This window comes from Promicromonospora sp. NPDC090134 (assembly GCF_044746965.1).
Lineage (GTDB): Bacteria > Actinomycetota > Actinomycetes > Actinomycetales > Cellulomonadaceae > Promicromonospora.
The window spans coordinates 259,140-285,360 of the sequence record NZ_JBIVCZ010000007.1 but is presented as its reverse complement, the minus strand read 5'-3'; the positions used below and the strand labels follow the sequence as shown (position 1 = coordinate 285,360).

20 protein-coding genes are annotated in these 26,221 nt (G+C 74.4%); 7 read left to right on the top strand and 13 right to left on the bottom strand.

The window, feature by feature from the left end:
• Positions 1 to 81 precede the first annotated feature (81 nt).
• The 3 genes from pntB to ACIPN7_RS20175 form a co-directional block, all read right to left on the bottom strand.
• Positions 82 to 1,518 carry a Re/Si-specific NAD(P)(+) transhydrogenase subunit beta gene (gene pntB / locus ACIPN7_RS20185; protein WP_400546266.1) on the bottom strand — a complete coding sequence of 479 codons (1,437 nt, stop codon included), beginning with the start codon at positions 1,516 to 1,518 and terminating at the stop codon, positions 82 to 84.
• Positions 1,515 to 3,101 carry a Re/Si-specific NAD(P)(+) transhydrogenase subunit alpha gene (locus ACIPN7_RS20180; protein ID WP_400546263.1) on the bottom strand — a complete coding sequence of 529 codons (1,587 nt, stop codon included), beginning with the start codon at positions 3,099 to 3,101 and terminating at the stop codon, positions 1,515 to 1,517. Before ACIPN7_RS20180 ends, pntB begins: the two co-directional genes overlap by 4 nt.
• A gap of 79 nt (positions 3,102 to 3,180) precedes the next feature.
• Positions 3,181 to 4,476, bottom strand: coding sequence for a cytochrome P450 (locus ACIPN7_RS20175; RefSeq protein WP_400546260.1), 1,296 nt, complete (start codon positions 4,474 to 4,476; stop codon positions 3,181 to 3,183).
• A gap of 338 nt (positions 4,477 to 4,814) precedes the next feature.
• Between ACIPN7_RS20175 and ACIPN7_RS20170 the strand changes: the two genes are divergently transcribed.
• On the top strand, positions 4,815 to 5,576 hold the full coding sequence (locus ACIPN7_RS20170) for an IclR family transcriptional regulator (RefSeq protein ID WP_400546257.1): 762 nt from the start codon (positions 4,815 to 4,817) through the stop codon (positions 5,574 to 5,576).
• A 31-nt stretch (positions 5,577 to 5,607) separates the two neighbouring features.
• Here ACIPN7_RS20170 and sigJ read toward each other — a convergent pair whose 3' ends face one another.
• From sigJ to ACIPN7_RS20150, 4 genes are all read right to left on the bottom strand, one after another.
• On the bottom strand, positions 5,608 to 6,558 hold the full coding sequence (gene sigJ, locus ACIPN7_RS20165) for an RNA polymerase sigma factor SigJ (RefSeq protein ID WP_400546254.1): 951 nt from the start codon (positions 6,556 to 6,558) through the stop codon (positions 5,608 to 5,610).
• Positions 6,558 to 7,178: a carboxymuconolactone decarboxylase family protein gene (locus ACIPN7_RS20160; protein ID WP_400546251.1), complete on the bottom strand. Its 621-nt coding sequence runs from the start codon at positions 7,176 to 7,178 to the stop codon at positions 6,558 to 6,560. The genes sigJ and ACIPN7_RS20160 overlap by 1 nt, the downstream gene beginning before the upstream one ends.
• 260 nt (positions 7,179 to 7,438) lie before the next feature.
• Entirely contained in the window at positions 7,439 to 8,371 is a 933-nt protein-coding gene (locus ACIPN7_RS20155; protein WP_400546248.1) for a diacylglycerol kinase family protein, read from the bottom strand.
• 21 nt (positions 8,372 to 8,392) lie between these two features.
• Positions 8,393 to 10,000 (bottom strand): FAD-binding oxidoreductase, encoded by a 1,608-nt coding sequence (locus tag ACIPN7_RS20150; protein WP_400546245.1) that lies wholly within the window; start codon positions 9,998 to 10,000, stop codon positions 8,393 to 8,395.
• A 90-nt stretch (positions 10,001 to 10,090) separates the two neighbouring features.
• On the opposite strand from ACIPN7_RS20150, the gene ACIPN7_RS20145 reads away from it, so the two are divergent.
• Together ACIPN7_RS20145 and ACIPN7_RS20140 are read left to right on the top strand one after the other, a co-directional pair.
• Positions 10,091 to 10,699 carry a TetR/AcrR family transcriptional regulator gene (locus tag ACIPN7_RS20145; protein WP_400546242.1) on the top strand — a complete coding sequence of 203 codons (609 nt, stop codon included), beginning with the start codon at positions 10,091 to 10,093 and terminating at the stop codon, positions 10,697 to 10,699.
• 59 nt (positions 10,700 to 10,758) lie between these two features.
• Positions 10,759 to 12,375 carry a glycerol-3-phosphate dehydrogenase/oxidase gene (locus tag ACIPN7_RS20140; RefSeq protein ID WP_400546239.1) on the top strand — a complete coding sequence of 539 codons (1,617 nt, stop codon included), beginning with the start codon at positions 10,759 to 10,761 and terminating at the stop codon, positions 12,373 to 12,375.
• A 13-nt stretch (positions 12,376 to 12,388) separates the two neighbouring features.
• On the opposite strand, the gene ACIPN7_RS20135 is transcribed toward ACIPN7_RS20140, so the two are convergent.
• Together ACIPN7_RS20135 and ACIPN7_RS20130 are read right to left on the bottom strand one after the other, a co-directional pair.
• The gene (locus ACIPN7_RS20135) at positions 12,389 to 13,141 is read right to left on the bottom strand and encodes a phosphatase PAP2 family protein (RefSeq protein ID WP_400546236.1); all 753 of its coding nucleotides are present in this window, start codon (positions 13,139 to 13,141) and stop codon (positions 12,389 to 12,391) included.
• Between the two features lie 291 nt (positions 13,142 to 13,432).
• Positions 13,433 to 14,494 (bottom strand): LacI family DNA-binding transcriptional regulator, encoded by a 1,062-nt coding sequence (locus ACIPN7_RS20130; RefSeq protein ID WP_400546233.1) that lies wholly within the window; start codon positions 14,492 to 14,494, stop codon positions 13,433 to 13,435.
• A gap of 97 nt (positions 14,495 to 14,591) precedes the next feature.
• On the opposite strand from ACIPN7_RS20130, the gene ACIPN7_RS20125 reads away from it, so the two are divergent.
• From ACIPN7_RS20125 to ACIPN7_RS20110, 4 genes are all read left to right on the top strand, one after another.
• Positions 14,592 to 15,542: a carbohydrate ABC transporter permease gene (locus tag ACIPN7_RS20125; RefSeq protein WP_400546231.1), complete on the top strand. Its 951-nt coding sequence runs from the start codon at positions 14,592 to 14,594 to the stop codon at positions 15,540 to 15,542.
• A 3-nt stretch (positions 15,543 to 15,545) separates the two neighbouring features.
• The gene (locus ACIPN7_RS20120) at positions 15,546 to 16,472 is read left to right on the top strand and encodes a carbohydrate ABC transporter permease (RefSeq protein WP_400546228.1); all 927 of its coding nucleotides are present in this window, start codon (positions 15,546 to 15,548) and stop codon (positions 16,470 to 16,472) included.
• A 66-nt stretch (positions 16,473 to 16,538) separates the two neighbouring features.
• Complete coding sequence (locus ACIPN7_RS20115) at positions 16,539 to 17,879, top strand: ABC transporter substrate-binding protein (RefSeq protein ID WP_400546226.1); 1,341 nt, start codon at positions 16,539 to 16,541, stop codon at positions 17,877 to 17,879.
• 121 nt (positions 17,880 to 18,000) lie between these two features.
• A complete protein-coding gene (locus ACIPN7_RS20110) occupies positions 18,001 to 19,821 on the top strand; it encodes a glycoside hydrolase family 35 protein (protein WP_400546224.1) in 1,821 nt (606 codons plus the stop codon).
• Positions 19,822 to 19,958: 137 nt separating this feature from the next.
• On the opposite strand, the gene ACIPN7_RS20105 is transcribed toward ACIPN7_RS20110, so the two are convergent.
• The 4 genes from ACIPN7_RS20105 to ACIPN7_RS20090 all read right to left on the bottom strand — a co-directional run bounded on the left by ACIPN7_RS20105 (position 19,959) and on the right by ACIPN7_RS20090 (position 26,199).
• Positions 19,959 to 21,323 carry an amidohydrolase family protein gene (locus ACIPN7_RS20105; RefSeq protein WP_400546222.1) on the bottom strand — a complete coding sequence of 455 codons (1,365 nt, stop codon included), beginning with the start codon at positions 21,321 to 21,323 and terminating at the stop codon, positions 19,959 to 19,961.
• Entirely contained in the window at positions 21,320 to 22,816 is a 1,497-nt protein-coding gene (locus ACIPN7_RS20100; protein ID WP_400546220.1) for a formimidoylglutamate deiminase, read from the bottom strand. The genes ACIPN7_RS20105 and ACIPN7_RS20100 overlap by 4 nt, the downstream gene beginning before the upstream one ends.
• A 111-nt stretch (positions 22,817 to 22,927) precedes the next feature.
• Positions 22,928 to 24,526, bottom strand: coding sequence for a Zn-dependent hydrolase (locus tag ACIPN7_RS20095; protein WP_400546218.1), 1,599 nt, complete (start codon positions 24,524 to 24,526; stop codon positions 22,928 to 22,930).
• On the bottom strand, positions 24,523 to 26,199 hold the full coding sequence (locus ACIPN7_RS20090) for a urocanate hydratase (protein WP_400546215.1): 1,677 nt from the start codon (positions 26,197 to 26,199) through the stop codon (positions 24,523 to 24,525). The genes ACIPN7_RS20095 and ACIPN7_RS20090 overlap by 4 nt, the downstream gene beginning before the upstream one ends.
• Positions 26,200 to 26,221: the final 22 nt, after the last annotated feature.

Genomic DNA, 26,221 nt, shown 5'->3' with positions numbered 1-26,221 from the left:
GTGAGCGCGTCACCCTCAATTCACCCACACATGACCACCAGAATGCAAAAGACCCAGGCCGGGGCGGGGTGCCCGACGCCGTCAGAGGGCCTGGACGATCAGTTCCACCTGGTCCTTCGCGTCCCCGAACAGCATGGCGGTGTTCTCGCGGAAGAACAACGGGTTCTGCACGCCCGCGTAGCCCGTGGCCATCGACCGCTTGAAGACCACCACCTCCCGAGCCTGCCACACCTCCAGCACCGGCATGCCCGCGATGGGCGAGCCCGGGTCGTCCTGGGCGGCCGGGTTCACCGTGTCGTTGGCGCCGATCACCAGCACGACGTCGGTCGCGGCGAAGTCGTCGTTGATCTCGTCCATGCCCAGCACCTGGTCGTAGGGCACCTTCGCCTCGGCGAGCAGCACGTTCATGTGGCCCGGCAGCCGGCCGGCCACGGGGTGGATGCCGAACCGCACCGTGGTGCCGCGCGCCGTGAGCCGGGCGACGAGGTCCGCGACCGGATACTGGGCCTTCGCCACGGCCATGCCGTAGCCGGGCACCACGATCACCGACCGGGCGGCGGTCAGGCGGTCGGCGACCTCCAGCGCCGTCGTCTCCCGGTAGGTGCCCTGCTCGGCCGGCGCCCCCTGCGCGACGACGCCGGTCTCCGCGCCGAACCCGCCCAGGATCACGCTGACGAACGACCGGTTCATCGCGCGGCACATGAGGTAGCTGAGGATCGCACCCGAGGATCCGACCAGCGCGCCCGTGATGATGAGCAGGTCGTTGCCCAGCATGAACCCCGCGGCCGCGGCCGCCCACCCCGAGTAGGAGTTGAGCATCGAGACGACGACGGGCATGTCGCCGCCGCCGATCGCCGCGACCAGGTGCCAGCCGAGGGCCAGTGCGACCACGGTCATGAGCAGCAGCGGCGCCAGGCCCGCCTCGCCGGCCGTGAGGAACCACCAGAGCAGCGCCGCGCAGGCCACGACGGCGGCGAGGTTGAGCCAGTTGCGGCCCGGCAGCAGCAGGGGCGAGGAGCGGAGCCGGGCCGACAGCTTGCCGAAGGCCACGATCGATCCCGTGAACGTCACGGCGCCGATCAGCACGCCCAGGAAGACCTCCACCAGGTGCACGGTGGCACCCGCCCCGGCGCCGTCCGCCCCGCCGGAGGCCCCGCCCGACCCGGGATCGGTCAGGTAGGAGCCGAAACCCACCAGCACGGCCGCCGCGCCCACGAACGAGTGCAGCAGCGCGATGAGCTCGGGCATCTGGGTCATCTCGACGGTCCGCGCCCGCCAGGTGCCGACCGCCGCGCCCACCAGGAGGACCAGCAGGATCAGCCCGGCCGTCACGCCCACCGGCCGCTCGGACCGGTCCAGGGCCAGCGCGACCGTCGCCACCAGCGCGAGCCCCATGCCGGTCATGCCGAGCAGCACGCCGCGGCGCGCTGTCTCCTGCTTCGACAGCCCGGCCAGCGACAGCACGAACAGGACCGCCGCCACCAGGTACACCGCCTGGACCACCGACTCGACGCTCATCTGCCCTCCCCCTCGCCCGGGCTGTGGTGGAACATGCCGAGCATGCGGTGGGTCACCAGGAATCCGCCGAAGATGTTGATGCTCGCGACCGCCGAGGCCAGCACGGCCAGCGTGGTCACCACCGGGTCCGCCGACCCGATCTGGAGCATCCCGCCCACCAGGATGATCCCGGAGATCGCGTTGGTCTGGGACATGAGCGGGGTGTGCAGGGCGTGGCTGACGTGCGAGATCACGTAGAACCCGACCACGACGGCAAGCGCGAGCACGGTGAAGTGGGCCGCCTGGTCCGGCGGCGAGGCCGCCACGGCCAGCGCCGCCAGCACGGCGGCGAGGGCGACGAGCACGCCGCGCGCGAACGACGGCGCGGGGCGCGCCCCGCCCGCTACCGGGGCCGGGCGGGCCGAGGTCTCGGTGGGCTCGCCCGGTTCCTCGCCCGACGGCGCGGGCGCGACAGGCGCCGACACGGCCACCGGGGGCGGCGGCCACAGCACCTCGCCGCCCGCGGCCACGGTCATCCCGCGCACCACGACGTCGTCCGGGTCGAGCGCGAGGCGGCCGTCCCGCTCCGGGGTGCCGAGCTGGACCAGGTTGGCGACGGCCGTGCCGAGCAGCTCCGAGGTGTGCCGGGGCATGCGGTCGGGCAGGTCCGTGTACCCGAGCACGACGACGCCGTTGTCGCTGACCACCCGCTGACCCGGCACGGTCAGCTCGCAGTTGCCGCCGCCGGGCGCCGCGAGGTCGACGACCACGCTGCCGGGCCGCATGCGCGCGACCATCTCGGCCGTGATCGTGGTGGGCGCGGTCCCGCGCACGAGCGCCGTGGTGACGACGATGTCGGCCGCGGCCGTCTCGACGGCGTACGCGCGCAGGGCCGCCGCCCCCTGGCGGGCGGTCAGGGCCTGGGCGTACCCGTCGGCGCTGACCTGCTGCGCGGCGTCATCGGCCCGGACCACCGTGGCGCCCATGGACTCGATCTGCTCCGCCACCTCGGGGCGCACGTCGAAGGCGCGCACCTGCGCGCCCAGGCTGCCCGCCGCGCCGATGGCCGCGAGCCCGGCCACGCCGGCGCCGATGACGAAGACGTTCGCGGGCGGGGTGGTGCCCGCCGCCGTGACCTGGCCGGAGAACATGCCGCCGAACTCGGCGGCGGCCTCGACCACGGCCCGGTACCCCGCCACGTTCGACAGCGCGCTGAGCACGTCGAGCGACTGCGCGCGGGAGATGCGCGGCACGGCGTCGAGCGCCAGGGCGGTGACGCCCCGGGCCGCGAGCCCCCGCACCAGGTCCGGCCGGGCGGCGGGCGCGATCTGGGCGATCAGCACCGCCCCGGGCCGCAGCGCCGCCGGGCCGGGTGCGGTGAGGTCGTCCGGCGCGCGGGTGACCGCCACGACGTCGGCGGCCCACGCCTCGGCGTCGGGCACGACGGCGGCTCCCGCGGCCGTGTACGCGGCGTCGGGGAAGCCCGCCCCCGCGCCCGCGCCCGCCGCCACGGCCACGTCGTAGCCCAGGCCGACCAGCCGGCCGGTGGTCGCGGGGGTGGCGGGCACGAGCGGCCCGCCGTCGTCCGGTATGCCGATGCGCATGTGACCCTCCTTGCTCACAGGCGCAACCTACCTCCGGGACCCCTCGTCCGGGCACTACCACCTGCCCAGGGGTGGCGTGCTATGCCTGCCCGGCCGGCCCTGCCTTCTCGACGGGCACGGGGAACGTGACCGGGATGCTCACCGGCTGCCGGATCCAGAGCGTCCGGTCCCACGTGACCTCGGCGGCGGGGATCCGCAGGACGACCTCCAGCCGGCGCAGCACCGTCTCGACGGCGATCCGCGCGACCACGCGCGCCGTGCGCGGCGCCGGGCACGCGTGCGGGCCGGTGCCGAAGGAGACGTGGGCCCGGCTGCCGACGTGGTCCCACGGGTCGCCCGTGTCCATCCGCGGGTCCGTGTTCGCCGCGTGGATCGCCAGGACGAGCGGGTCGCCCGCCGCGACGAGCTTGTCGTCCAGCACCACGTCCTGCCGGGCGAACCGGGGCAGGCTGTGGATCGTCGGCGTGGAGCGCCACAGCACCTCGTCCATCGCGCTGTCCAGGTCGATGCGGCCGCCGTGCAGCCGCCCCGAGAACCGCGCGTCCGCCAGGGTCAGCAGCAGGGTCTGCGCCACCCAGGCGGTCAGCGTCAGGTTGCCCGAGTAGGCCACGGTGAGCAGGGTGTGGCTGACCTCGACGTCGTCCCGCATGTTCGGGTGGGCCACCAGCGAGCTCGCCAGGTCGCGCCGCGGGTGCTCCCGGCGCACCGCCACGAGGTCGCCGAGCATCCGGTCCAGCTCGTGCACGGCGTCGGCGGCGTCGGTGCCGCCCCCGGCCATGCGGCGCGTCAGGTCGAACAGGCGCTGCCCGTCCTCCGGGTCGAAGCCGATCATGTCGGCGACCACGAGGAGCGGGATCACCGACGCGTACTCCAGCATGAGGTCGGCGCGGCCGCGGTCCTCGAAGCGGTCGATGAGCAGGTTGCAGATGGAGCGCACCTTCGCCGCCGTGAGCGGCTCGGAGAGCTGCTCGAACGCGTCGTCGAGGGGGACGCGCAGGCGCTGCCGCAGCGCGCCGTCGGCGTGGTTGGCGGAGAAGCGCTGGTGCGACGGGAGCACGGGGCGCAGGCCCGACGTCCGCGGCAGCCCGCCGCGCGCGTGCCCGTTCCAGAGCTGCGGGTCGGTGGCGAACACGTGCTCGTTGCGCATGATGTCGTACACGAGCCGCTGCCCCATGACGAGCCACGCGGACACCCCGGGCTCCAGCTCGACCGGGGCCACCTCGCCCCACTGCGCGCCGAGCTCGTCGTAGAACTCGCGCGGGTCGGCCAGCCCCGACGCCTGGACCAGCGGCTTCAGGTGCGTGACGGCACCGAGCTGCAGCGGCCGGGTGCCCCGCCACGGACGGTCCTGGGTGTCGCGCAGGTCATCGAGCACGGTCGCGGACCCTCTCGCCGGACGGCTCCGGCCGGTGTCGACGGGCGGGACGAGTCTGGAAGACTTGTCGGATATATACCAAATCGTGTATTTTCATTGATTCACCGTATCTGTGCAGTCGTCCGCGATCGCCCAGGGTGAACCCACCCGCGTTGCTGTTTTGTACCGTGACCTTGGCCACACCCATGGCTACCATGTCTGCGAGGGCAGACAAACTGTCGCACCCTCGAACCACCGTGTCGAGACCTGCCAGATCACGTTCACCCTCGACCGGGCACCGTCGAAAAGGCACCGTCACACAGGTTCCGTCGGCCTCCTCCGACGATCAAGGGGGACACGTGACACTGGACTCCGAGCGCGAGCGCCCGGACGACCTGGTCCAGAGCGTCGCGCGCGCCTTCCGCGTCCTCGAGGTCGTCACCCGCTTCCCGGGCCTGCCCGTCAAGGCGATCGCGCGGCGCAGCGGGCTCAACCTCTCCACCACGTACCACCTCGTGCGCACGCTCGCCTACGAGGGCTACGTGACCCGGCTCAAGGACGGCACCTACGACGTCGGCGAGCAGGTGAGCCACCGGTTCTACGAGCAGCTCGGCTCGCTCGGCCGCGGCCCCGACACCCGTGAGGTGCTGCGCCACCTCGCGCAGAGCAGCGGCTACAGCGCGTACCTGGGCCGCATCAGCGCCGGCCGGGTGGTCGTGGTCGACTACGCGGAGGCCCCCGGCTCCCCGTACATCGAGGACCTGGAGCGCGGGCTCGACGTCTCCGCGCACGCCACCGCGCTCGGCAAGGCCCTGCTGCTCGGCATGTCCCGTCGCGAGCGCCACGAGCTGGTGGTCGACGCCGGGATGCGCAAGTTCACCACGCGGACCGCGGCCGACATGATCTCGCTGGACGCCCAGCTCGCCCGCCTGCGCCCCGACGGCGTGGTCGAGGAGCACGGGGAGTTCCGCAACGACATCGCCTGCGCCGCCCATCTCGTCCCGCGTCGCCCGGGTGACGACACGTCGTGGGCCGTCGGGCTGAGCATCCCGGGCGAGGTGGTGCCGCCGCACGCCCGCCGGGAGCTGAGCCTGGTGGCGGGAGACCTCGCGGGGGTCTGACCCTCGCGAGACTTCGTGGCCCGGCAGGGGCTCAGCCGGGCTGCCGGCGCAGCCCGGCCAGGCGCTCGGGGTTGCGGAACACCATGACGCGCGCCAGCAGGCCGTCGTGGTCGCCGGTTCCGTACTCGGCGACGGTCGCGATGGCGGGCGCGCCGTCGAGCAGGGCGAGCATGCCCGACGCCCCGTTGATCTCCACGGGGACCCACTCCATGCGGCCCACCGTCGTGTCGCCGGCGAAGGCGACCAGGGCGCGCGAGACCTTGTCGGCGCCGCGGATGACCCGGCGCGCGGCGCGGACGACGCCGCCGCCGTCGGTCACGAGCTCCACCTCCGGGGCGAGCGCGGCGAGCACACCCGCGACGTCGCCGGTGAAGCACGCCGTCAGGAACCGCTGCGTGGCCTCGGCGTGCTGGGGACCGGCGGGCGTGTACCGCGGCCGCCGCGCCCGCACGTGCTCGCGGGCCCGGTGGGCGGTCTGCCGCACGGTGGCGACCTCGCGGTCGAGCGCCCCGGCGATCTCCTGGTACGACAGGTCGAACACCTCGCGCAGCACGAACACGGCGCGCTCCACCGGCGACAGCGTCTCCAGCACCACGAGCAGCGCCAGCGAGACCTCCTCGGCCCGCTCGACCGGGAGGGCGGCGTCGGGCGTGGTGAGGATCGGGTCGGGCAGCCACGGCCCCACGTACGTCTCGCGCGCCCGACGCAGCGTGCGCAGCCGGTTCAGCGCGAGGCGCGTGGTGACCCGCACCAGGTAGGCCCGCGGGTCCAGGACGTCCGAGCGGTCCTTCGCCGACCAGCGCAGCCAGGCCTCCTGCACCACGTCCTCGGCGTCGGCGGCCGCGCCGAGCATCTCGTAGGCGACGGTGAACAGCAGGCGGCGGTGCTCGGTGAAGGCCTGGGTGAGGTCGCCGGCCGCGGTCGCGGCCGCGGTCGCGGGGCCGGGTTCGGGTGCGGGCCCGGGCGCGGCGTCGTCCGGCACTAGGCCTCGCCCACCTGGGCGAGCGGACCGCCCATCGGTACCTCGCACCGGTCGCTGAAGCCCTGGCTGCTCAGACCCATCGCCGCGTTGATCCGGCTGCGCAGGTTCTCGACCGCCACGATCGCGACGAGCTCGGTGAATGCCTCGGTGCCCAGGGCTTCGGTCAGGCGGGCGGCGAGGGCGTCGTCGACGATGGGCGGCGTGGCCGTCTCGGCCTCCGCGAGCGCCAGCACGTCGCGCTCCAGGTCGGTGAAGTGCTCGCTCGTGCGCCAGACGGGGACGTCGTGCAGCTTCACGGGGTCCATGTGCTGATGCTGCGCCTCCCAGTACCCGAAGTCCACGCACCACGTGCAGCCGATCTGGACGGACGCGGCCATGACGGCCAGCGACCTCAGGCCCGGGTCGAGCGACTTCCAGCCGCCGACGCCGAGCTCGGTCAGGGCGTACGTGCGGGTCACCTTCCCGTGGTGCCCGACGGCGACCAGCGGGTCGAGCACGGCGCCGTACCGCCACCGGGAGAACGCGGCCATGGCGCGGTTGGTCAGGGTTCTTGGCGGCACGGGGCTGACCCGGGTACTGATGCTGCGTTCCGGGGTGCTGGGGCTCGGCGAGCTGGACATGATCGGACTCCGTTCCACGAGACGAGTGATCCCATCCAGACACCGCCCGCCCGCCGGACGTGACGCCGGCGGACGGTGACCCGGGTCACACCGTCGCGGCCGAGCGGGACCTGCCGTCTGCCATCCCCTTCGAGGCCCGGCTTTCTTCGCTTTGAGCGGCCGCAAAGCGAAGAAAGCCGGGCCTCGAAGAAGAAGACCCCGGCTGCGACCCGGGTCGGCCGCGGCCCGGGTCGGCCCGGAACAGATTCGGTCAGACCCGGTCAGGCCGGGACGCAGAGGGTGAGCGACCTGCGGTGGGCCTCGATCGTCACCGGGGCCGGGCCCATCGGCTCGCCGTCCGCGTAGGTGACCAGGCCCGCCGGGGCCGCCAGGCGGACGGCGGACGCCCGCAGCGTCGTGACCTCCGGCCGGTCGACGTGCGTGCCGGCCTTGATGAGCGAGTCGAAGGCGAGGAGCCGGAACCGGCCCATCGCCTGCACGAGGGTGACGTCGAGCAGGCCGTCGGCCGGGTCCGCGCCGGGACAGATCGGCACGCCGCCGCCGTAGGTCCTGGTCAGGCCGATCGCGAGCATGTACCCGTCCTGCTCCAGCACGCGCACGCCCGGCGCCGGCGCGCCCGGCTCCCCCGTCAGCTCCAGCCGGTACCCGAACCGCCGCAGCCGCAGCCACTCGAGGTAGACGGCGGCCAGGTACCGGGCAGGCCCCCGGGGCCACGTCATGCGGTTGGTGCGCTCGTTGGTCAGCGAGTCCAGGCCGGCGCACAGCACGGTGACGAAGCGCCGCACGGTGCCGTCGGCGGCCGTGACGGTGCCCGTGTCGACCCGGCGGCGCGCGCCGTCGAGCACGAGGTCGGCGGCGGCCGCGGCGTCGTCCAGCGGGATGCCGTGCTCGCGCGCCAGGTCGTTGCCCGTGCCGCCGGGGATCACGGCCAGCGGGGTGCCCGAGGTCAGCACGGGCCCCAGCACCGACGAGACCGTGCCGTCGCCGCCGACCACGACGACGACGTCGGGCCGCTCGCCGACGGCCTGCCGCCCGAGCGCGACGGTCTCGCGCTCGTCCGCGCCCTGGTAGACCTTGACGTGCGCGCCCCGGGCCCGCAGGCGTTCGACGGCGACGTGCCCGCTGTCCGCCCCGACACCGTTGCCCGAGGCGGGGTTCACGAGCACCGCGATGTGCCCGACCTGCTCAGTCATGCGCGCAACCTACCCGAGGCCTCATCCCAGCAGGGCGCCCGGGTTCATGATCCCGGCCGGGTCCAGCTCGGCCCGCACCGCGCGGAGCATCCGCAGGCCCGTCGCGCCGATCTCCCGCTCCAGCCAGGGCGCGTGGTCGGCGCCGACGCCGTGGTGGTGGCTGATGGTGCCGCCCGCGGCCATGATCGCGTCGTTCACGCCGGACTTGACCCGGTCCCACGGCTCCAGGGGCTCGATGCCGAGCCCGGCGATCACCGTGAAGTACAGCGAGGCGCCCGTCGGGTAGACGTGCGAGATGTGGCACAGGATGCGGTGCTTCGCGTGCTCCCGGCCGAACCCCTCGGCCAGCGCGGCGGTGACGGCCGCCTTGAGCGCGGCCAGGTTGGACCAGGTGGTGGCGGTCTCCAGCGTCTCGCAGAAGACGCCGGCGGCGAGCAGCGCGTCGCGCAGGTACGGCGCCCTGAACCGGCCGTGGTCCCAGGACGCGGCCAGCTTCTCGGCGGCGGGCCGCCCGCCCGCCTCGCGCAGCACGCGCGTGGTGGCCTCCCGGCGCGCGGCAGCCAGGTCCGCGGGCCCCTCGTGCAGCACGACGGCGGAGCAGCCCCGGGTCAGCGCCCTGCCGATGTTGCCGACCTGGGCCAGGGACACGGCCGTCTCCTCCTCGTCGGACAGCCGGATCACCGTGGGGCCCGTACCGAGCTGCGCCACGCGGCGCAGGCCGTCGGCGCCCGCGGCGAAGTCGCGGAAGGTCCACGCGTCGAACAGCCGCGCCTCGGGCGTGGGGTGCACGCGCAGGCGCACCTGCGTGATCACACCGAACGTGCCCTCCGAGCCCAGGAACCAGCGCACCAGGTCGGGGCCGGCCGCCGAGCCGGGCGCCCGGCCCAGGTCGAGCGTGCCCGTGGGCGTGACCACCCGCAGGCCGGTCACCATGGCGTCGAACCGCCCGTACCCGGCGGAGTTCTGGCCGGACGACCGCATGGCGGCGAACCCGCCGAGGGTCGCGAACTCGAAGCTCTGCGGGAAGTGCCCCAGCTCGAAGCCCCGCCCGGCCAGCACGGCCTCGGCGGCGGGCGCCGTCGTCCCGGCGTGGAAGGCCGCCTCGTGGGAGACCTCGTCCAGCGCGACGAGCCCGGTGAGCCGGCGCAGGTCGAGGCTGACCACGCCCCGGTGCGCCCCGGCGTCCGGCGCGAGGCCGCCGGTCACGGCGGTGCCGCCGCCGAAGGGCACGACGGCGAGGCCGCGCTCGGCCGCGACGGCCAGCACGGCGGCGACGTCGTCCTCCGAGCCGGGCCGCACGACGGCGCCCGGCGCCGCCTGCTCCGCGTGCCGGCGCCGCAGCAGGTCCGGCGTGGACTTGCCGCCGGCGTGCAGCAGCCGCACGTCGTGGCCGGTGTCCACGTGCTCGGCGCCGACGACGGCGGCGAGTGCCGCGACGTCGTCGGCGGGCAGGGGCGGGGTGCTGATCGTGACGTCGGCGAGGTCCGGACCGGGCGGCGGCGCGGGCGTGCGGCCGAGCACGGCCGTGAGCAGGAGCTTCACGCCGCCCGGCAGCCCGTGCGCGCGGGCCGGGTCACCCCAGCCGTCCCACCGCATCTCGATGCGCTCGTCGTCGGGCTGTGTGCTCACGCGTCCTCCGGGTCGTGTCGACGGCCGTGTCGTGGTCGACGGCGGCCGGTGTTGGCCACCGACCGGCGCCGCGTTACAGTGTTACACAAGATGACAATTCGTAATGCACCCCCGGAGGCAGTGTCGCCGGCCCCGGATGCCCCCGACCGCACCGAGGCGCGCCTGCTGGAGGCGGCCGCCCGGCTCGTCGCCACGCGCGGCACCCGCGGCCTGTCCGTCACGGAGCTGGCCCGCGCGGCCGGCGTCTCGCGGCCCACGGTCTACCGCCGCTGGGAGTCCGCCGACGACGTGCTGCGCGCCCTGCTCGCGCACCGCGCCCAGCTCGTGATCACTGCCGTCGGCCCGCGGGCCGCCGACCGCGCGACGATCGTCGCCAAGGTGGTGCGGTTCGGCGAGCTGCTGTGGGCCGACCCCGTGTACGGGCACCTCCTGACCGAGGAGCCCGAGGTCTTCACGCGGTACGCCTTCGAACGGATCGGCCGGTCGCAGCGCGTGATCCTCGAGTGGCTCGCCGCCGCGGTCGCCGCCGCCCAGCAGGGCGGCACGGTCCGGGCGGGGTCCGCCACGGACATGGCGGTCATGGTCCTGCTCATCTCCCAGTCGGCGGTGCTCTCGCACCGGACCGTCACCACCGTGATCGACGACGCCGCCCTGCGGGCCGAGCTCGCGCACTCCCTGGACGGGTACCTCCGCCCCTGACCCGGACGCGCGCACCGGCGTCCGCCACCCCGAACCCGACACGACCCGGAAGCAGACCGATGCAGCGCACCGCCCTCACCGCCCGGCGCCGCGAGCGCGAGCTCGACGAGCTCGCCTCCGAGCCGGTCGACCTGCTCGTGGTCGGGGGCGGCGTGACCGGCGCCGGCGTGGCGCTGGACGCCGCGGCGCGCGGCCTGTCCGTCGCCCTCGTCGAGGCGCACGACCTCGCGTGGGGCACCTCGCGCTGGAGCTCCAAGCTGGTGCACGGCGGCCTGCGGTACCTGGCCACGGGCGACGTCGGCGTGGCCCGCGAGAGCGCGCGGGAACGGCACGTCCTCATGACGCGCACCGCGCCGCACCTGGTCCGGGCGCTGCCGCAGGTGCTGCCGCTCACCCAGGGCGTGGGGCCGCGGCAGGGCATCACGGCGGGCATCGGGTTCGGGCTGGGCGACCTGCTGCGGCGCGACGCCGGGACGTCGTCCGACGTGCTGCCCGCGCCGCGCCTGGCCCGGCCGGGCGAGGCCGCCCGGCTCGTGCCGGCGGTCGCCCGCGAGCACCTGCACGGGGCGTGGGTGGCGCACGACGGCCAGCTCGTCGACGACGCGCGGCTCGTCGTCGCCCTGGCGCGCACCGCGGCCGGGCGCGGGGCGCGGATCCTGACCCGCGTCCGGGCCACGGCGCTGCACCCGGACGGCGCGACGCTGACGGACACGCTGACCGGCGCGGGGCTGCGGGCGCACGCCCGCGTCGTCGTGAACGCCACGGGCGTGTGGGCCGGGACCGTGGACGCGTCGGTGCGCCTGCGCCCGAGCCGCGGCACGCACGTCGTGGTGCCCGCCGCGCGGCTGGGCGACCCCGGTGGCGCGCTCATGGTGCCGGTGCCCGGGTCCACCTCCCGGTTCGTCTTCGCGCTGCCGGCCCAGCTCGGGCGCGTGATCATCGGCCTCACCGACGAGGAGGCGCCCGGCCCTGTCCCCGACGTCCCCGAGCCCACACGGACTGAGATCGACTTCCTGCTGGCCACGGTCTCCCGCGTGCTGGACCGCCCCCTGCTGCCCGACGACGTCGTGGGCGCCTTCGCGGGGCTCCGGCCCCTCGTGGACTCCGCCGGGCCGGGCGACGGCGCGGGGCTCGGCTCGTCCGACGTCTCCCGCCGGCACCTCGTGGCGGTCTCCGCCGCGACGGGCGCGGTGAACGTGCTCGGCGGCAAGCTGACGACCTACCGGACCATGGCCGAGGACACCGTCGACCTGGCCGTCAAGCATGCCGGGCTCACCGCCGGGCCGTGCTGGACGGCGGACCTGCCGCTGGTCGGGGCGCCGCCGCGGATCGGGCCGCCGCCTCGGGCGCTGCCGGTCGATGCCCTGTCGCGGGCAGGCGCACGGACCCCGACCCTCGCCCCCTCCCTCGTCGCCCGGTACGGCGCCGAGGCCCCCGACGTGCTGGCCGCCGCCACGCTGCCGGGTTCGACGGACGCCGTCGGGCAGGGCGGCGCGGGCACGGGGCACCTGGACGTCACGCGCGCCGAGATCGAGTGGGCGGTCACCCATGAGGGCGCGCTCGACGCCGACGACGTGCTGGACCGCAGGACCCGGATCGGGCTGGTGCCGGCGGACCGCGCCGCGGTGCGCGACACCGTCGGGGAGCTGGTCGAGGACGCGCTGAGGCGGCTCTGAGGGGCGCCGGGCTCTAGGCCGGCGGTGCGGGTGCCGCCGGCGGAGCGGGTTCTCGTTCGCGGCGCGGGGCGCGCAGCACGGAGAGCGCCACCATGCAGGCGATGAACCCGAGCAGCCAGCCGCCCGGGATGTCGCTGAGCCAGTGGTAGTCCAGCCAGGACATGAGGGCGCCCGCGATCATCACGATCACGGCGACCACGGGGATCATCTTGCGCAGCCGGGACACGCTCGGGTACAGGCCGTTCTGCGTGAACAGCAGGCACAGGATGAAGAAGCCGGTGAAGAACGTGTTCGCCGCGTGCCCCGACGGGAACGCCTGGCCGCCGGCGTGCAGCACGTCCATGTTGTGGTGCGGGCCGGTGCGTCCCAGCCCGAACTTGGTGCCGTAGCCGATCAGCGCGATGGTGGCGAGGCCCGCCAGCACGGCGAGCACCGGGCGGCGCGTGCCGATCTCCCAGAGCGAGCCCGGGCCGCCCTGCTTGCGGGCCACGTACAGCGCGGTGCCGCCCACCATGGGGATGGTGAACATGCGCTCGCCCGTGATGCTCGCGACGATGTCGAGGAAGATCTTCTCCCAGCCCACGGGGTGGTGGGAGTCCACGTAGTAGTGGAACTGCCAGTCCCAGGCGATGAACGGCCCGCGCACGACGACCTGCCAGATGCAGAGGGCGAAGACCAGCACGGCGATGGCGGCGGCGACCACGGAGCTGCGCCAGGTCGGACGGGTCGACGGGTCGAGCAGAGCCCCTGTCGTTTGTGACTCCACTCGGGTAACACCCCTGCCGTCTGATTGCGCCATCGAGCCGATCCTACGGGTCTCGGGGTGAATGTTCGGTGCCGGAGACGTGTCCGGCGGGGGCTCCGGGTAACGATCCCGGAACGGTCACACCGACCCAGAGGTGACCGTATACCGTCCGCCTGGGACAGTGTCCCAGGCCAGGCGCACGCGGCCCGACGGCGCCCGCCCGCCGGGGCCGGTCACGACCGTCCGTCCCGTCGTGGTCCGGACGACGGCGGACGTGTCCGGCGTCACCCCCACGTTCACCCGCGGCCCGGCTCACGCCCGCGGCGGCGCCGTGCTCCCGCGGATCTTGAGCTCCACCGGGACCACCTCGTGCAGGTCGGCGCCCTCGCCGTCACCGTCGGCACCACCAGCGGCGTCGCCGCCCGCTCCGCCCGCACCCGCCCGGACCTCGCGCAGCAGCCGGGCCACCAGGCGCCGGCCGATCTCGCCGAAGTCCTGCACCACCGTCGTCAGCGGCGGCCAGAGGTACTCGGCCAGCAGGATGCCGTCGAACCCCACCACGGACACGTCGCCCGGCACCGTGCGGCCGGCCTCGTGCAGCGCGCGGAGCACGCCGGCGGCCATCTCGTCGTTGGCGCAGAACACCGCGGTGACCTCGGGGTCCGCGGCGAGGCGCCGTCCGGCGTCGTACCCCGAGCCCGCCGTCCAGTCCCCCGGGACCACCTCGGGGACGGGGCGCCCGGCCGCGGCGAGCGTGGCGCGCCAGGACTCCTCCCGGAGCTGCGCGGGGGCGGACCCGGCCGGCCCGCGCACGTGGTGCACCGTGCGGTGCCCCAGGTCCAGGAGGTGCTGGGTGGCCTGCCGGGCGCCGTCGACCTGGTCCGCGCCGACGGCGGGGTGGTGGCCCACGAACCGCGAGTCCGACACCACGACGGGCAGCCGGGACGGCAGCGCGAGCCGGTCGGGCGTGACGGTCTCGGCCCGGACGATCACCAGCCCGTCGATGGCCTGGTGGGAGAGCCGGGTCGCGGCGGCGGAGACCACGTCGGACGACGGGCTCTCGACGTCGATCAGCGTGACCGTGTAGCCCTCGGTGCGCGCCGCCTCGACCACCGCCTCGATGGTGCGCGACTCCCCGGTCCGGGCGAGCCCGTGCGCGATCATGCCGATGGTCCGGAAACTCCCGTACCGCAGCGCACGGGCCGCGGTGTTGGGGGCGTAGCCGAGCTGCGCCATCGCGGCGAGCACCTTGTCGCGCGTCGCGGGCCGCACGTTGTCGAGCCCCATCGACACCCGGGACACGGTCTGGGTCGACACTCCCGCCAGCACCGCGACATCGCCCAGGGACGGACCTCTGCCCTCCACGGCATCCACCTCCTCGTGATGTGCCTCGCACCGGCGTGCGCTTGACACCTCCGGCAACTCACGAGCACCCTAGTCCGCGTCACCATGTTTACGTCAACACGACGACATGCTGACCCCACTCGTGAAGGAGCGACTTCCCTTGACCACGCTCGCATCGCCGCCGGCCGTGCCCAAGACCCTGGGGCGGGCACGACGCCGCTCCCGCTGGACCGGATGGGGGTTCGTCGGACCCTTCATGGCCGTGTTCGCCCTGGTCTTCCTCGCGCCGATCGTCTACTCGCTCTGGCTGAGCCTGTTCCAGACGCAGCTCGTGGGCGGCACGTCGTTCGTAGGGTTCGACAACTACGCCCGGGTGCTCAGCGACCCCCAGTTCTGGGACGGCGCGGGCCGCGTGACGCTGTTCCTCCTGGTCCAGGTGCCGGTGATGCTCGGCATCTCGCTGCTGGTCGCCCTCGCGATCGACAGCGGCCGCCTGTACGGGCGTGACTTCTTCCGCCTGACGATCTTCCTGCCGTACGCCGTGCCCGGCGTCGTCGCCGCCCTGATGTGGGGCTTCATGTACGGCGAGCGGTTCGGCCTGGTCGGCAACATCAACGACCTGTTCGGCACGAGCATCCCCGACCCGCTGGCCTCCGCGCTGGTGCTCCCGGCGATCGGCAACATCGTGACCTGGGAGTTCGTCGGCTACAACATGCTGATCTTCTACTCGGCGCTGCGCGTGGTCCCCGCCTCCCTGTACGAGGCGGCCGAGATCGACGGCGCCGGCCCGTGGCGGGTGATCTCGGCGATCAAGCTGCCCGCGATCCGGGGCGCCCTCGTGGTCGCGACGATCTTCTCGATCATCGGGTCGTTCCAGCTCTTCAACGAGCCGAGCATCCTGCAGCCGCTGTCGCCCAACTACATCTCGACGCACTACACCCCGAACCTGTACGCCTACTCGCTGTCCTTCTCCGGCCAGCAGTACAACTACTCGGCCACGGTGGCGATCATCATGGGCGTGCTCACGATGCTCGTGGCCTATGTGGTGCAGCTGCGCGGCATGCGCAAGGAGGCCTGAGCCATGACGAACGTCCTGATGTCCGCGCCCACCGTGCGTCCCCGCAAGGCGCCGCCGCGGCTGCGCAACCGCCGCACGTCGCACGCCCGGCCCACGCGCAGCATCCTGCTGACGGTGCTGACCGCCCTGATCGGCCTGTACGCGCTGATCCCGCTGGTGTGGCTGCTGATCAACGCGACCAAGACGCAGCCCGACCTGTTCAGCTCGTTCGGCCTGTGGTTCAGCGGCGACTTCGCCCTGTGGGACAACATCACCGGCGTCCTGACCTACGACGGCGGCGTCTTCGGGCGCTGGTTCCTCAACACGCTGCTCTACGTGGTGGTCGGCGCCGGCGGTGCCACGCTGCTCGCCCTGCTCGGCGGCTACGGCCTGGCCAAGTTCGACTTCCCCGGCAAGCGCGCCGTGTTCGCCGTCGTCATCGGCGCCGTGGCCGTGCCCGGCACCGCCCTGGCGGTGCCCACGTTCCTCATGTTCGCCAACCTCGGCCTGACCAACACGCCCTGGTCCGTGATCATCCCGTCGCTCATCTCGCCGTTCGGGCTCTACCTCATGTGGACCTTCGCGGCCGACGCCGTGCCCGACGAGATCATGGAGGCCGCCCGGATCGACGGCGCCAGCGAGGCGCGCACCTTCTTCCAGGTGTGCCTGCCGATGATGGCGCCCGGCATCGTCACGGTGCTGCTGTTCACCGTGGTGGCGACGTGGAACAACTACTTCCTGCCGCTGATCATGCTGCGCGACCCGGACTGGTACCCGCTGACGCTGGGCCTGAACGCGTGGAACGCGCAGGCGACGACGGCGGGCGGCGAGGCGATCTTCAACCTCGTCATCGCCGGCTCGCTCCTGACCATCCTGCCGCTCATCGCGGCCTTCCTGCTCCTGCAGCGCTACTGGCAGTCGGGTCTCGCCGCCGGCAGCGTCAAGGAGTGAGCTTCCCCCAGCAGCACGCAGTGCCCGAGACCTGATCCGACTGACGATGAAGTGAGAGGAACCACCATGACCATCCGCCACCACCGCGCGCTGGGCGTGCTCGCCGCGGCGAGCGCCCTGGCGCTCACCCTGACCGCGTGCGGTTCGGGGTCCGACGGCGGCGACGCCGCGGAGACCGTCTCCCCCGAGGACGTCTCCGCGGCCCTCGAGGAGGGCGGCGACCTGCTGGTCTGGGCCTGGGAGCCCACGCTGGACCAGGTCGTCAAGGACTTCGAGGCCGAGTACCCGAACGTGAACGTCGAGCTGGCGAACGTCGGTACCGGCAACGACCACTACGTGGCCCTGCAGAACGCGATCAGCGCGGGCTCGGGCGTGCCGGACGTCGCGCAGATGGAGTACTACGCCCTGCCGCAGTTCTCCATCGGCGAGTCGCTGGCCGACCTCGCGCCGTACGGCGCGAGCGAGCTCGACGGCACCTACTCCCCCGGCCCGTGGGGCGCGGTGACCAGCGGTGACGCCGTGTACGGCCTGCCGATGGACTCCGGCCCGATGGCGCTGTTCTACAACGCGAAGACGTTCGAGAAGGCCGGCGTCGAGGTGCCGGCCACCTGGGACGAGTTCGTCGAGGCCGCGAAGAAGATCCACGAGTCCGACCCGAACACGTACATCACCGCGGACAACGGCGACGCCGGCTTCGCGACGTCGATGATCTGGCAGGCGGGCGGCCACCCCTTCGCGGTGGACGGCACCGACGTGACCGTGGACCTCGGCGACGAGGGCTCGACGAAGTTCGCCGAGATGTGGCAGCAGCTCCTCGAGGACGACCTCGTCGCCGACGTGCCGGCCTGGTCGGACGAGTGGTTCCAGGGCCTGGGCAGCGGTGAGATCGCCGCGCTGGTGACGGGCGCCTGGATGCCCGCGAACCTGGAGTCGGGTGCCGCCCCGGCGTCCAGCGACTGGCGCGTCGCGCCCATGCCGCAGTGGACGGCGGGCGCCACCGCGACGGCCGAGAACGGCGGCTCCGCGCTGTCGATCACCCAGGCGAGCGCGAAGAAGGCGCTGGCCTACGGGTTCCTGCAGTACGCGAACGCCGGCGACGGCGTGGCCACCCGCCTGGAGGGCGGCAACTTCCCGGCGACGCTCGCCGACCTCACCGACGAGAAGTTCCTGGCCGAGGAGTCCGAGTACTTCGGCGGGCAGAAGATCAACGAGGTGCTGTCGGCGTCGGCCACCGGCGTCGTCCCGGACTGGCAGTACCTGCCCTACCAGGTCTACGCCAACAGCATCTTCCCCGACACCGTCGGCCAGGCCTACACGGGCTCGACCCCGCTGTCGGACGGACTGGCGGCCTGGCAGGAGTCGATCGTCAAGTACGGCAACGAGCAGGGCTTCACCGTCTCCGAGTGAGCCGCGGCTGAGCTGACCAGGACGACGGCGGGGGCCTTCCCCCGCCGTCGTCCCGTGTCCCCACCTGTACCCCCCACGCCTCGTGCCTCTGCCGCACGACCGCACCCCTGAGGAACCACACATGGCCACGTTCGAGATCGGACCCGAGGACTTTCTGCTCGACGGCGAGCGGATGCAGGTCGTCAGCGGCGCGCTGCACTACTTCCGCGTGCACCCCGACCAGTGGGCCGACCGGATCCGCAAGGCCCGGCTCATGGGCCTGAACACCATCGAGACGTACGTGCCGTGGAACTTCCACGCGCCCGACCCGGAGACGTTCGACCTGGCGGGGCGGCGCGACCTCGGCCGGTTCCTCGACCTGGTGGCCGCCGAGGGCCTGTACGCCATCGTGCGGCCGGGGCCCTACATCTGCGCGGAGTGGGACGGCGGCGGGCTGCCCGGCTGGCTGTTCGCCGACCGGGCCGTGGGCGTGCGCCGGCACGAGCCGCGGTTCCTCGCGGCGATCGGCACGTACTTCGCGAACCTCCTGCCGCTCGTGGCGCAGCGTCAGGTGACGCGCGGCGGGCCGGTGCTCATGGTGCAGGTGGAGAACGAGTACGGGGCCTACGGGAACGACCCCCAGCCGGAGCGCCAGAAGTACCTGCGCGCGCTCGTGGACCTGACGCGCGAGCAGGGCATCGACGTGCCGCTGTTCACCTGCGACCAGGCGGACGACGAGATGCTGGCCCGCGGCGGCCTGCCGGAGCTGCACAAGACCGCGACCTTCGGCTCGCGCAGCACGGAGCGGCTGGAGATCCTGCGGCGGCACCAGCCCACCGGCCCGCTGATGTGCATGGAGTTCTGGAACGGCTGGTTCGACTCGTGGGGCCTGGAGCACCACGTCGCCCCCGCCGAGGCGAACGCCGCCGACCTGGACGACCTGCTCGCGGCCAACGGTTCCGTGAACCTGTACATGTTCCACGGCGGCACCAACTTCGGGCTGACCAGCGGCGCGAACGACAAGGGCATCTACCGGCCCATCACGACGTCGTACGACTACGACGCGCCGCTCGCCGAGGACGGCACGCCCACGGCCAAGTACCACGCGATGCGCGAGGTGATCGCGCGGCACCTGCCGGTGCCGGAGGCCGGGGCGCCGGCCGCGGACGCCGGGGTGCCGGGCGCGGCGCCGGTGCTGGACGTCGACCTGACCGCCCACGTGCCGCTGGCCCACGCGCTGCCGAGCCTGCTGCGTGAGGACCTTGCTGCGTTCACGTCGACGCCCACCACCGACGACCTGCGGCTGTGGTCGGGCTTCGCCGTCTACCGCACCAGGATCCAGGCCGACGACGCCGTCCTGACCGTCGCCGAGGTGCGCGACCGCGCCGTCGTGCTGGTCGACGACGAGCAGGTGGGGGTGCTCGACCGCGCGTCCCACACCTTCGCCGTCGCGCTGCCCGCCCGCGCGGGGGACCTCACGCTGCTGGTGGAGGACCAGGGCCGGGTCAACTACGGGCCCCGGATCGGCGAGCCCAAGGGCCTGATCGGGCCGGCGCGCACGGCGACCCGCACCCTGGACGAGTGGGAGGCCGGCGCGCTGCGCGTCGAGGACGCGCCGGAGCTGCTGCGCGCGGCGCTCGACGCGCCGGGCCGTTCGCTGCCGGTCCCGGACGACGGCGGCGCGCCGCGTCCGGCCGGGGCCGGGCTGTACCGGGCGACGTTCGACTCGGTGGGCGGCGCCGACCACTTCCTGCGGCTCGACGGCTGGTCCAAGGGCCTGGCCTGGGTCAACGGCGAGCTGCTGGGCCGGTACTGGAGCCTCGGCCCCACGCACACGCTGTACGTGCCGGGCCCGGTGGTGCGCGACACCGGCAACGAGCTGGTGCTCCTGGAGCTCCACGGCGCGGCCGATGCGCGGGCAAGCTTCGTGGCGGCGCCGGCCCTGGGCATCACGGAGCAGTAACCGCCCGCCGCCGGCCGGCCGCCGGCCGGCCGCCCTCCGGCCGCCCGCTCGTCGTCGAACGTAGGGTTGGTCGCACCAAGAGCCCTCTTGGAGCGACCAACCCTACGTTCGACGACGGGCGCTCTCGCGGGGCAAGGTCAGACGGCGCGGGTGCCGTTCTGCCACACCTCGTGGACCAGCGGGACGCCCGGGCGGTACGCGAGGTAGGTGTGGCTCGGGGCGTCGAGCACCGTCAGGTCGGCCCGGGCACCGACCGCCAGGTGCCCGACGTCGTCCCGGCGGAGCGCCAGGGCGCCGCCCGCCGTCGCCGACCAGACGGCCTCTGCCGGGCTCATGCGCATCTCGCGCACCGCGAGCGCGACCACGAACGGCATCGACGACGAGTAGCCGGAGCCGGGGTTGCAGTCCGTGGCCAGCGCGACCGGCACTCCCGCGGCGAGCAGCCGGCGGGCCTCGGGGTACGACGACCGCGTCGAGAACTCGACGGCGGGCAGCAGGGTCGCGACGGTTCCGGGCCAGGTCCACGGCCCGTCGACCGGCCGTCCCGCCTCGCCGTCAGCCGGCCACCCCGGGCCGACGTCGGCGGGCCCACCGGCGTGCAGCCCGCTGCCGGTCCGGCCGCTGTCGGCCCGCGACCCGCTCGTGGTCCACGAGTCGGCCAGCGCGGCGACGTCGGCGTCGGTCAGGTGGGTGCAGTGGTCCACGCTCGCCGCCCCGACCTCGACGGCGAGCCGCACCCCGGGACCGGCCGAGAGCTGGTTGCCGTGCACGCGGGCGCCCAGGCCCGCCCGGAGCCCGGCGCGCAGCACGGTCCGGGCCTCGTCCTCGTCGAAGGCCGTGGGCGCGGCGGGCTCGCAGAACACGTCGACCCAGCGGGCGTGCGGCGCGCAGGCGGCGAGCATCGGGCCCGTGACGAGGTCGACGTAGCCGGCGCGGTCGGCGGCGTACTCGGCGGGGATGGTGTGCGCGCCGAGGTAGGTCGTCTCCGGGGAGAGTTCCCGGGCGATCCGCAGCGTGCGGGCCTCGGTGGCGACGTCCTGGCCGTAGCCGCTCTTGATCTCGACGGTCGTGGTGCCCTGCGCGAGCATCTCGCGCACGAGCGCCCGGCCGCGCGCCCGCAGCTCGTCCTCGCTCGCGGCGCGGGTCGCGGCGACCGTGGTCGCGATGCCGCCGCCGGTGTAGGGCTCGCCGGTCATGCGCGCCGCGAACTCGGCGGCGCGGTCGCCCGCGAACACGGTGTGCGAGTGCGAGTCCACGAACCCGGGGAGCACGCACCGTCCTTCGAGGTCGACGACGTCGTCCGCCGCCGGGGCCGACGCCGCCGGTCCCGTCCAGGCGATGCGCCCGTCCTGGACGAGCACGGCGGCGTCGGGCACGAGGCCGATCCCGTCGGCCACGGTTCCCCGGCCGCCCGGCATGGTCCCGCCCCCGGCCGGCCCCGACCCGTCGTGCGCCGGGTCGTTGGTGACCAGCTCGCCGATGTTCGTCAGCAGCACGCTCATGCGTCGCTCCCCCTGGTGATGTCCTGCGTGAGGTCCCGCGCGATGTCCCGCTCGGCAGCGGCCCAGATCTCGTCGATCGCCTCGGCGAGCATGCGCGCCACGTCACCGGCCCGGTGCACGCCGTCGCGCACCACGAGCTCGCCGCCCGCCACGACGTCGGACACGTCCGTCGCGCCCGCGACCAGGGCGACCTGCGCGGGGTCGGCCCCGGCCGTGCGGGGCGTGTCGAGGCGCACCGCGACGAGGTCGGCGGGCGCGCCCACGGCGATCCGGCCGGCGTCGGGCCGGCCGAGCGCGGCGTGCCCGGCCGACGTCGCGATATCGACCAGCGTCGCCGGGTCGAACGCGCCGCGCCGGCCGCCTGCGAGACGCTCGTGCTCCTCGACGCCGCGCGCCTCCGCCAGCACGTCCGCGCCGACGTGCTGGTCCGTGCCGACGCTGAGCGGGCTGCCCGCGCGCTGCAGCCGGAGACCGGGAGCGATGCCGTCGGCGAGGTCGCGCTCCGTCGTCGGGCAGAGGCAGACGCCCGTGCCCGAGGTGCCCAGCAGCGCGACGTCGTCGTCGGTCAGGTACACCGCGTGCACCGCCGTGGTGCCGGGGCCGAGCGCCCCGGCGTCGTGCAGCAGCCGCGTCGGCGTGACGCCGAAGGCCGCGAGCGCCGCCTCGTTCTCCCCCGGCTGCTCGGACAGGTGGACGTGCAGCGGCGCGCCCGCGTCCCGCGCCCAGCGGGCCACGGCGGCGAGCTCGGCCGGTGCGACGGCACGCACCGAGTGGGCGGCGGCGCCGACCAGCACCCGGTCGTCGTCGGCCCAGGCGGCGCGCAGCGCGTCGACGCGGCGCGCCCACCGCTCGACCGTGCCGTCGCCGAACCGGGCCTGCTCCGGCGCGAGCGGCCCGTGCCCCTCGGTGCCGAGGCCGCCGTGCAGGTAGCAGGTGTCGAGCAGCGTGAGGTGCACGCCGGCGTCGCGCGCGGCGGACCGCAGGGCCTCGGCCATGGCGTTCGGGCCGCCCTGCGCCGCGGGGTACGGGGTCCCGTCGGGGCGGTGGTGCACGTAGTGGAACTCGCCGACGGCCGTGGTGCCGCCGAGCGCCAGCTCCGCGTAGACGGCGCGGGCCAGGCGTTCGTACCGGGCGGGCGTCAGGGCGGCTGCCAGGGCGTACATGCCCTGGCGCCACGTCCAGAACGAACCGCCGTCGGCGTGGGTGCGGCCGCGCAGCGCGCGGTGGAACGCGTGCGAGTGCGCGTCGGCAAGGCCGGGGAGCACGATGCCGCGCAGGCGCACGTCGCCGTCCGACGGCGGGGCGCCGGGCTCGACGGCGGTGATCCGCCCGGCGGCGGTCTCGACCCGCACGGCGTCGACGACGCGGCCGGGGGCGGTCTCGACCCGCACGGCGTCGACGACGCGGCCGGGGGCGGGGGCTGGCCCGTCGTCGGACCGGGCAGTGCCGCCGGCCCCGGGCAGCCAGGCCCGCTCGCACCAGAAGCCGCTCATGGCTCTCCTCTCGCGTTCTGTGATTCGTCGCTCTTCGCAGCTCCCCTTCGAGACCTAAGTTTCTTCGCTTTGACGGGCCGCAAAGCGAAGAAACCTAGGTCTCGAAGGGGACTACGGTGAGCCCTGTCGAGCCGGCGCGGCGGACCGGGCCGCCCCCGCCCGGCTGACAGCCGTGGCAGATCTGCCGACCGGCGTCGCCGACCTGGCCGACGGGAGGGCCGGTGCCGTCAGGAGGTCCGCGAGGACGGCGGTCAGGGCCTCGACGCCGGCGTCGCAGTCGGCCTGTTCGGCGTGCTCGGCCGGCGAGTGCGACACGCCCGTCGGGTTGCGCACGAACAGCATCGCGGTCGGCACGCCGGCCGCGGCGAGGATGCCGGCGTCGTGCCCGGCGCCCGTGCCGATCACGGGGGCGGGCAGGTCGGAGCCCAGCCGCCCGACAACGTCGGCGAGCCGCGCCGCGAGCGCCGGGTCGAACACCGTCGCCGGCGTCCAGGACTCCTCGACGGGCGCCCACTCCCCCAGCCCGCGACCGCCGCCCCCGCCCGGCCCGCCGAAGACGCCGGACCCACTCGGCTCGCCGAGCCCACTGGCCCCGCCCGGCACAGATGAGCGCAGACCTGGTCGCTCTCCGTGCCCTCTTTCCGCTACTAGACCCGCGGTCACCTGACCTGCCTCCGCCGGGACCCCCAGCACCGCACCGCTCGGCGTCCCGCCGATCACGGAACGGACGGCCTGTTCCGTTTGCGCGCGGGCGTCGATCCAGGCGCGCACCCGGGACGGGATCGCGTTGACGCCGTTCGGCTCGACCTCGACCTTGGCCAGCGTCGCGAGCGCGCCGGCGTGCTCGGCGGCGGCGCGAACGTCGGTGATGAGCCGTGCGAGGTCGAGCATCGGATCGTGCCGGTGTTCCAGTGGTGTGGTGCCGGCGTGGTTGGCCTCGCCCGCGAGGTCGACGCGCCACCGGCCGTGCGGCCAGATCGCGGCGCCGATCGCGACCGGCGCCGCGTCGTCCGCGGGCAGGTCGGCGAGGTATCGGCCCTGCTCGACATGCAGCTCGACGAAGACGCCGATGCGCGCCAGGACCTCGGGGTCGCGGCCGTAGTGGTCGAGCCGGACGCCGCCGTGCGGAGTCCCCCCGGTCCGGCCCGCCCCGCCGGTCGAGCCGGTCGCACCGAACCCGCCTGACCAGCCGGCCGAGCCCGAACCGCCGGCCCGCCCGAGCACGTCCGCGAGACTGTCCCCCGCCCGGTCTCGCAGCGCGAGCAGCCGCTCGGCCGGAACCGTCCCGGTCACGGCCCGCGAGCCCAGGCAGGCGAGCCCGAACCGGGCGCCCTCCTCGTCGGAGAAGTTCACGATCCCGAGCGGCCGAGCAGGCACGACGCCGTCCGCCCGCAGCGCGTCGAGCGCCGCGAACGCGCTCACCACGCCCAGCGGACCGTCGTACCTACCCCCGCCGGGCACCGAGTCGAGGTGGCTGCCGGTCACGACCCCGGGCCCGACGGCGTCCGGGTCGCCCCACCAGGCCCACTGGTTCCCGGCCCGGTCCACAGTCACGTCCAGCCCGCGCGCCGTGGCCTCGGCGGCGAACCACTCGCGCAGGGCCAGGTCGTGCACGGTCCAGGCGAACCGCTCGTACCCGCCCGACGGCGCCCGTCCGACGTCGGCGATCGCATCGAGCAGCCCGCCCACCGCCGTCGGACCAGGGATCACGCCCCCTCCCGCATCGGCACCCGCAGCCCGCCGCGCTCGGCGGCCGCCACGGCGTCGTCGTACCCGGCGTCGACGTGCCGCAGCACGCCGGTCGCGGGGTCGTTCGCCAGGACGCGCGCGAGCTTCTCGGCGGCGAGCGCCGTCCCGTCCGCCACGGACACCTGCCCGGCGTGGATGGAGCGCCCCATGCCGACGCCGCCGCCGTGGTGCAGCGACACCCAGGTGGCGCCCGACGCCGTGTTGACCAGGGCGTTCAGCAGCGGCCAGTCCGCGATCGCGTCGGAACCGTCGGCCATCGCCTCCGTCTCCCGGTACGGCGAGGCCACCGAGCCGGAGTCCAGGTGGTCGCGCCCGATCGCGAGCGGGGCGGAGATCTCCCCCGAGGCGACGAGCTCGTTGAACCGCAGCCCCGCGACGTCCCGCTCCCCGTGCCCGAGCCAGCAGATGCGCGCGGGCAGACCCTGGAACGCGACCCGCTCCTGGGCGGCGCGGATCCAGCGGCCCAGGTGGTCGTTGTCCGGGAACAGGTCGAGCACGGCCTGGTCGGTCACCGCGATGTCGCGTGCGTCCCCGGACAGCGCGGCCCAGCGGAACGGTCCCTTGCCCTCCGCGAACAGCGGCCGGATGTAGGCGGGCACGAAGCCCGGGAAGTCGAACGCCCGGCCGTAGCCGCCCTGCCGCGCCTCGTCGCGGATCGAGTTGCCGTAGTCGAACACCTCGGCGCCCGCGTCCTGGAAGCCCACCATCGCCTCGACGTGGCGGGCCATCGACTCCCGCGCCCGCTCGGTGAATCCCTCCGGGTCCTTCTCCGCGAGGTCGGCCCAGTCCGTCAGCTCCACCCCTGACGGCAGGTAGGACAGCGGGTCGTGCGCCGAGGTCTGGTCCGTCACGACGTCCACCTCGACGCCGCGGCGCAGCAGCTCCGGCACGACGTCGGCGGAGTTGCCGACCACACCCACCGACAGCGCGCGCCGCTCCTTCTTCGCGGCCAGCGCCAGCTCGACCCCCTCGTCCACGGAGGCCGCGACGACGTCGAGGTAGCGCGTCTCGACGCGCCGGTGCAGGCGGGCCGGGTCGACGTCGACCACGAGGCACACACCGCCGTTGAGCGTCACGGCCAGGGGCTGGGCGCCGCCCATGCCGCCGCAGCCGCCGGTCAGGGTGAGCGTCCCGGCCAGCGTGCCGCCGAACCTCTTGGCCGCGACTGCCGCGAACGTCTCGTACGTGCCCTGGAGGATCCCCTGGGTGCCGATGTAGATCCAGGACCCGGCCGTCATCTGCCCGTACATCGTCAGGCCGAGCTGCTCCAGACGCCGGTGCTCGGGCCACGTCGCCCAGTCGCCCACGAGGTTCGAGTTGGCGATCAGCACGCGCGGCGCCCACTCGTGCGTCCGCAGCACGCCCACGGGGCGTCCGGACTGGACCATCAGGGTCTCGTCCTCGCGCAGGTCCGTCAGGGAGCGGACGATCGCGTGGTAGCTCGGCCAGTCCCGCGCCGCCCGGCCGGTGCCGCCGTAGACCACCAGGTCGTCGGGCCGCTCGGCCACCTCCGGGTCGAGGTTGTTCATGAGCATGCGCAGCGGCGCCTCGGTCTGCCAGCTCCGGGCAGTCAGGGTGGTGCCGCGCGCGGCGCGGACGGGTACGGGGGTCCCCCGGTCGTACGGCTGGTTCACTTGGGTCTCCTTCGGCTCAGTT

Coding starts and splice junctions, on each gene's coding strand:
- ACIPN7_RS20115 (WP_400546226.1), top strand. CDS start 16,539: ATGACCATCCGCCACCACCGCGCGCTGGGCGTGCTCGCCGCGGCGAGC.
- pntB (WP_400546266.1), bottom strand. CDS start 1,518: ATGAGCGTCGAGTCGGTGGTCCAGGCGGTGTACCTGGTGGCGGCGGTC.
- ACIPN7_RS20100 (WP_400546220.1), bottom strand. CDS start 22,816: ATGAGCGGCTTCTGGTGCGAGCGGGCCTGGCTGCCCGGGGCCGGCGGC.
- ACIPN7_RS20105 (WP_400546222.1), bottom strand. CDS start 21,323: ATGAGCGTGCTGCTGACGAACATCGGCGAGCTGGTCACCAACGACCCG.
- ACIPN7_RS20140 (WP_400546239.1), top strand. CDS start 10,759: ATGCAGCGCACCGCCCTCACCGCCCGGCGCCGCGAGCGCGAGCTCGAC.
- ACIPN7_RS20160 (WP_400546251.1), bottom strand. CDS start 7,178: ATGTCCAGCTCGCCGAGCCCCAGCACCCCGGAACGCAGCATCAGTACC.
- ACIPN7_RS20145 (WP_400546242.1), top strand. CDS start 10,091: ATGACAATTCGTAATGCACCCCCGGAGGCAGTGTCGCCGGCCCCGGAT.
- ACIPN7_RS20180 (WP_400546263.1), bottom strand. CDS start 3,101: ATGCGCATCGGCATACCGGACGACGGCGGGCCGCTCGTGCCCGCCACC.
- ACIPN7_RS20110 (WP_400546224.1), top strand. CDS start 18,001: ATGGCCACGTTCGAGATCGGACCCGAGGACTTTCTGCTCGACGGCGAG.
- ACIPN7_RS20120 (WP_400546228.1), top strand. CDS start 15,546: ATGACGAACGTCCTGATGTCCGCGCCCACCGTGCGTCCCCGCAAGGCG.
- ACIPN7_RS20155 (WP_400546248.1), bottom strand. CDS start 8,371: ATGACTGAGCAGGTCGGGCACATCGCGGTGCTCGTGAACCCCGCCTCG.
- ACIPN7_RS20125 (WP_400546231.1), top strand. CDS start 14,592: ATGCTGACCCCACTCGTGAAGGAGCGACTTCCCTTGACCACGCTCGCA.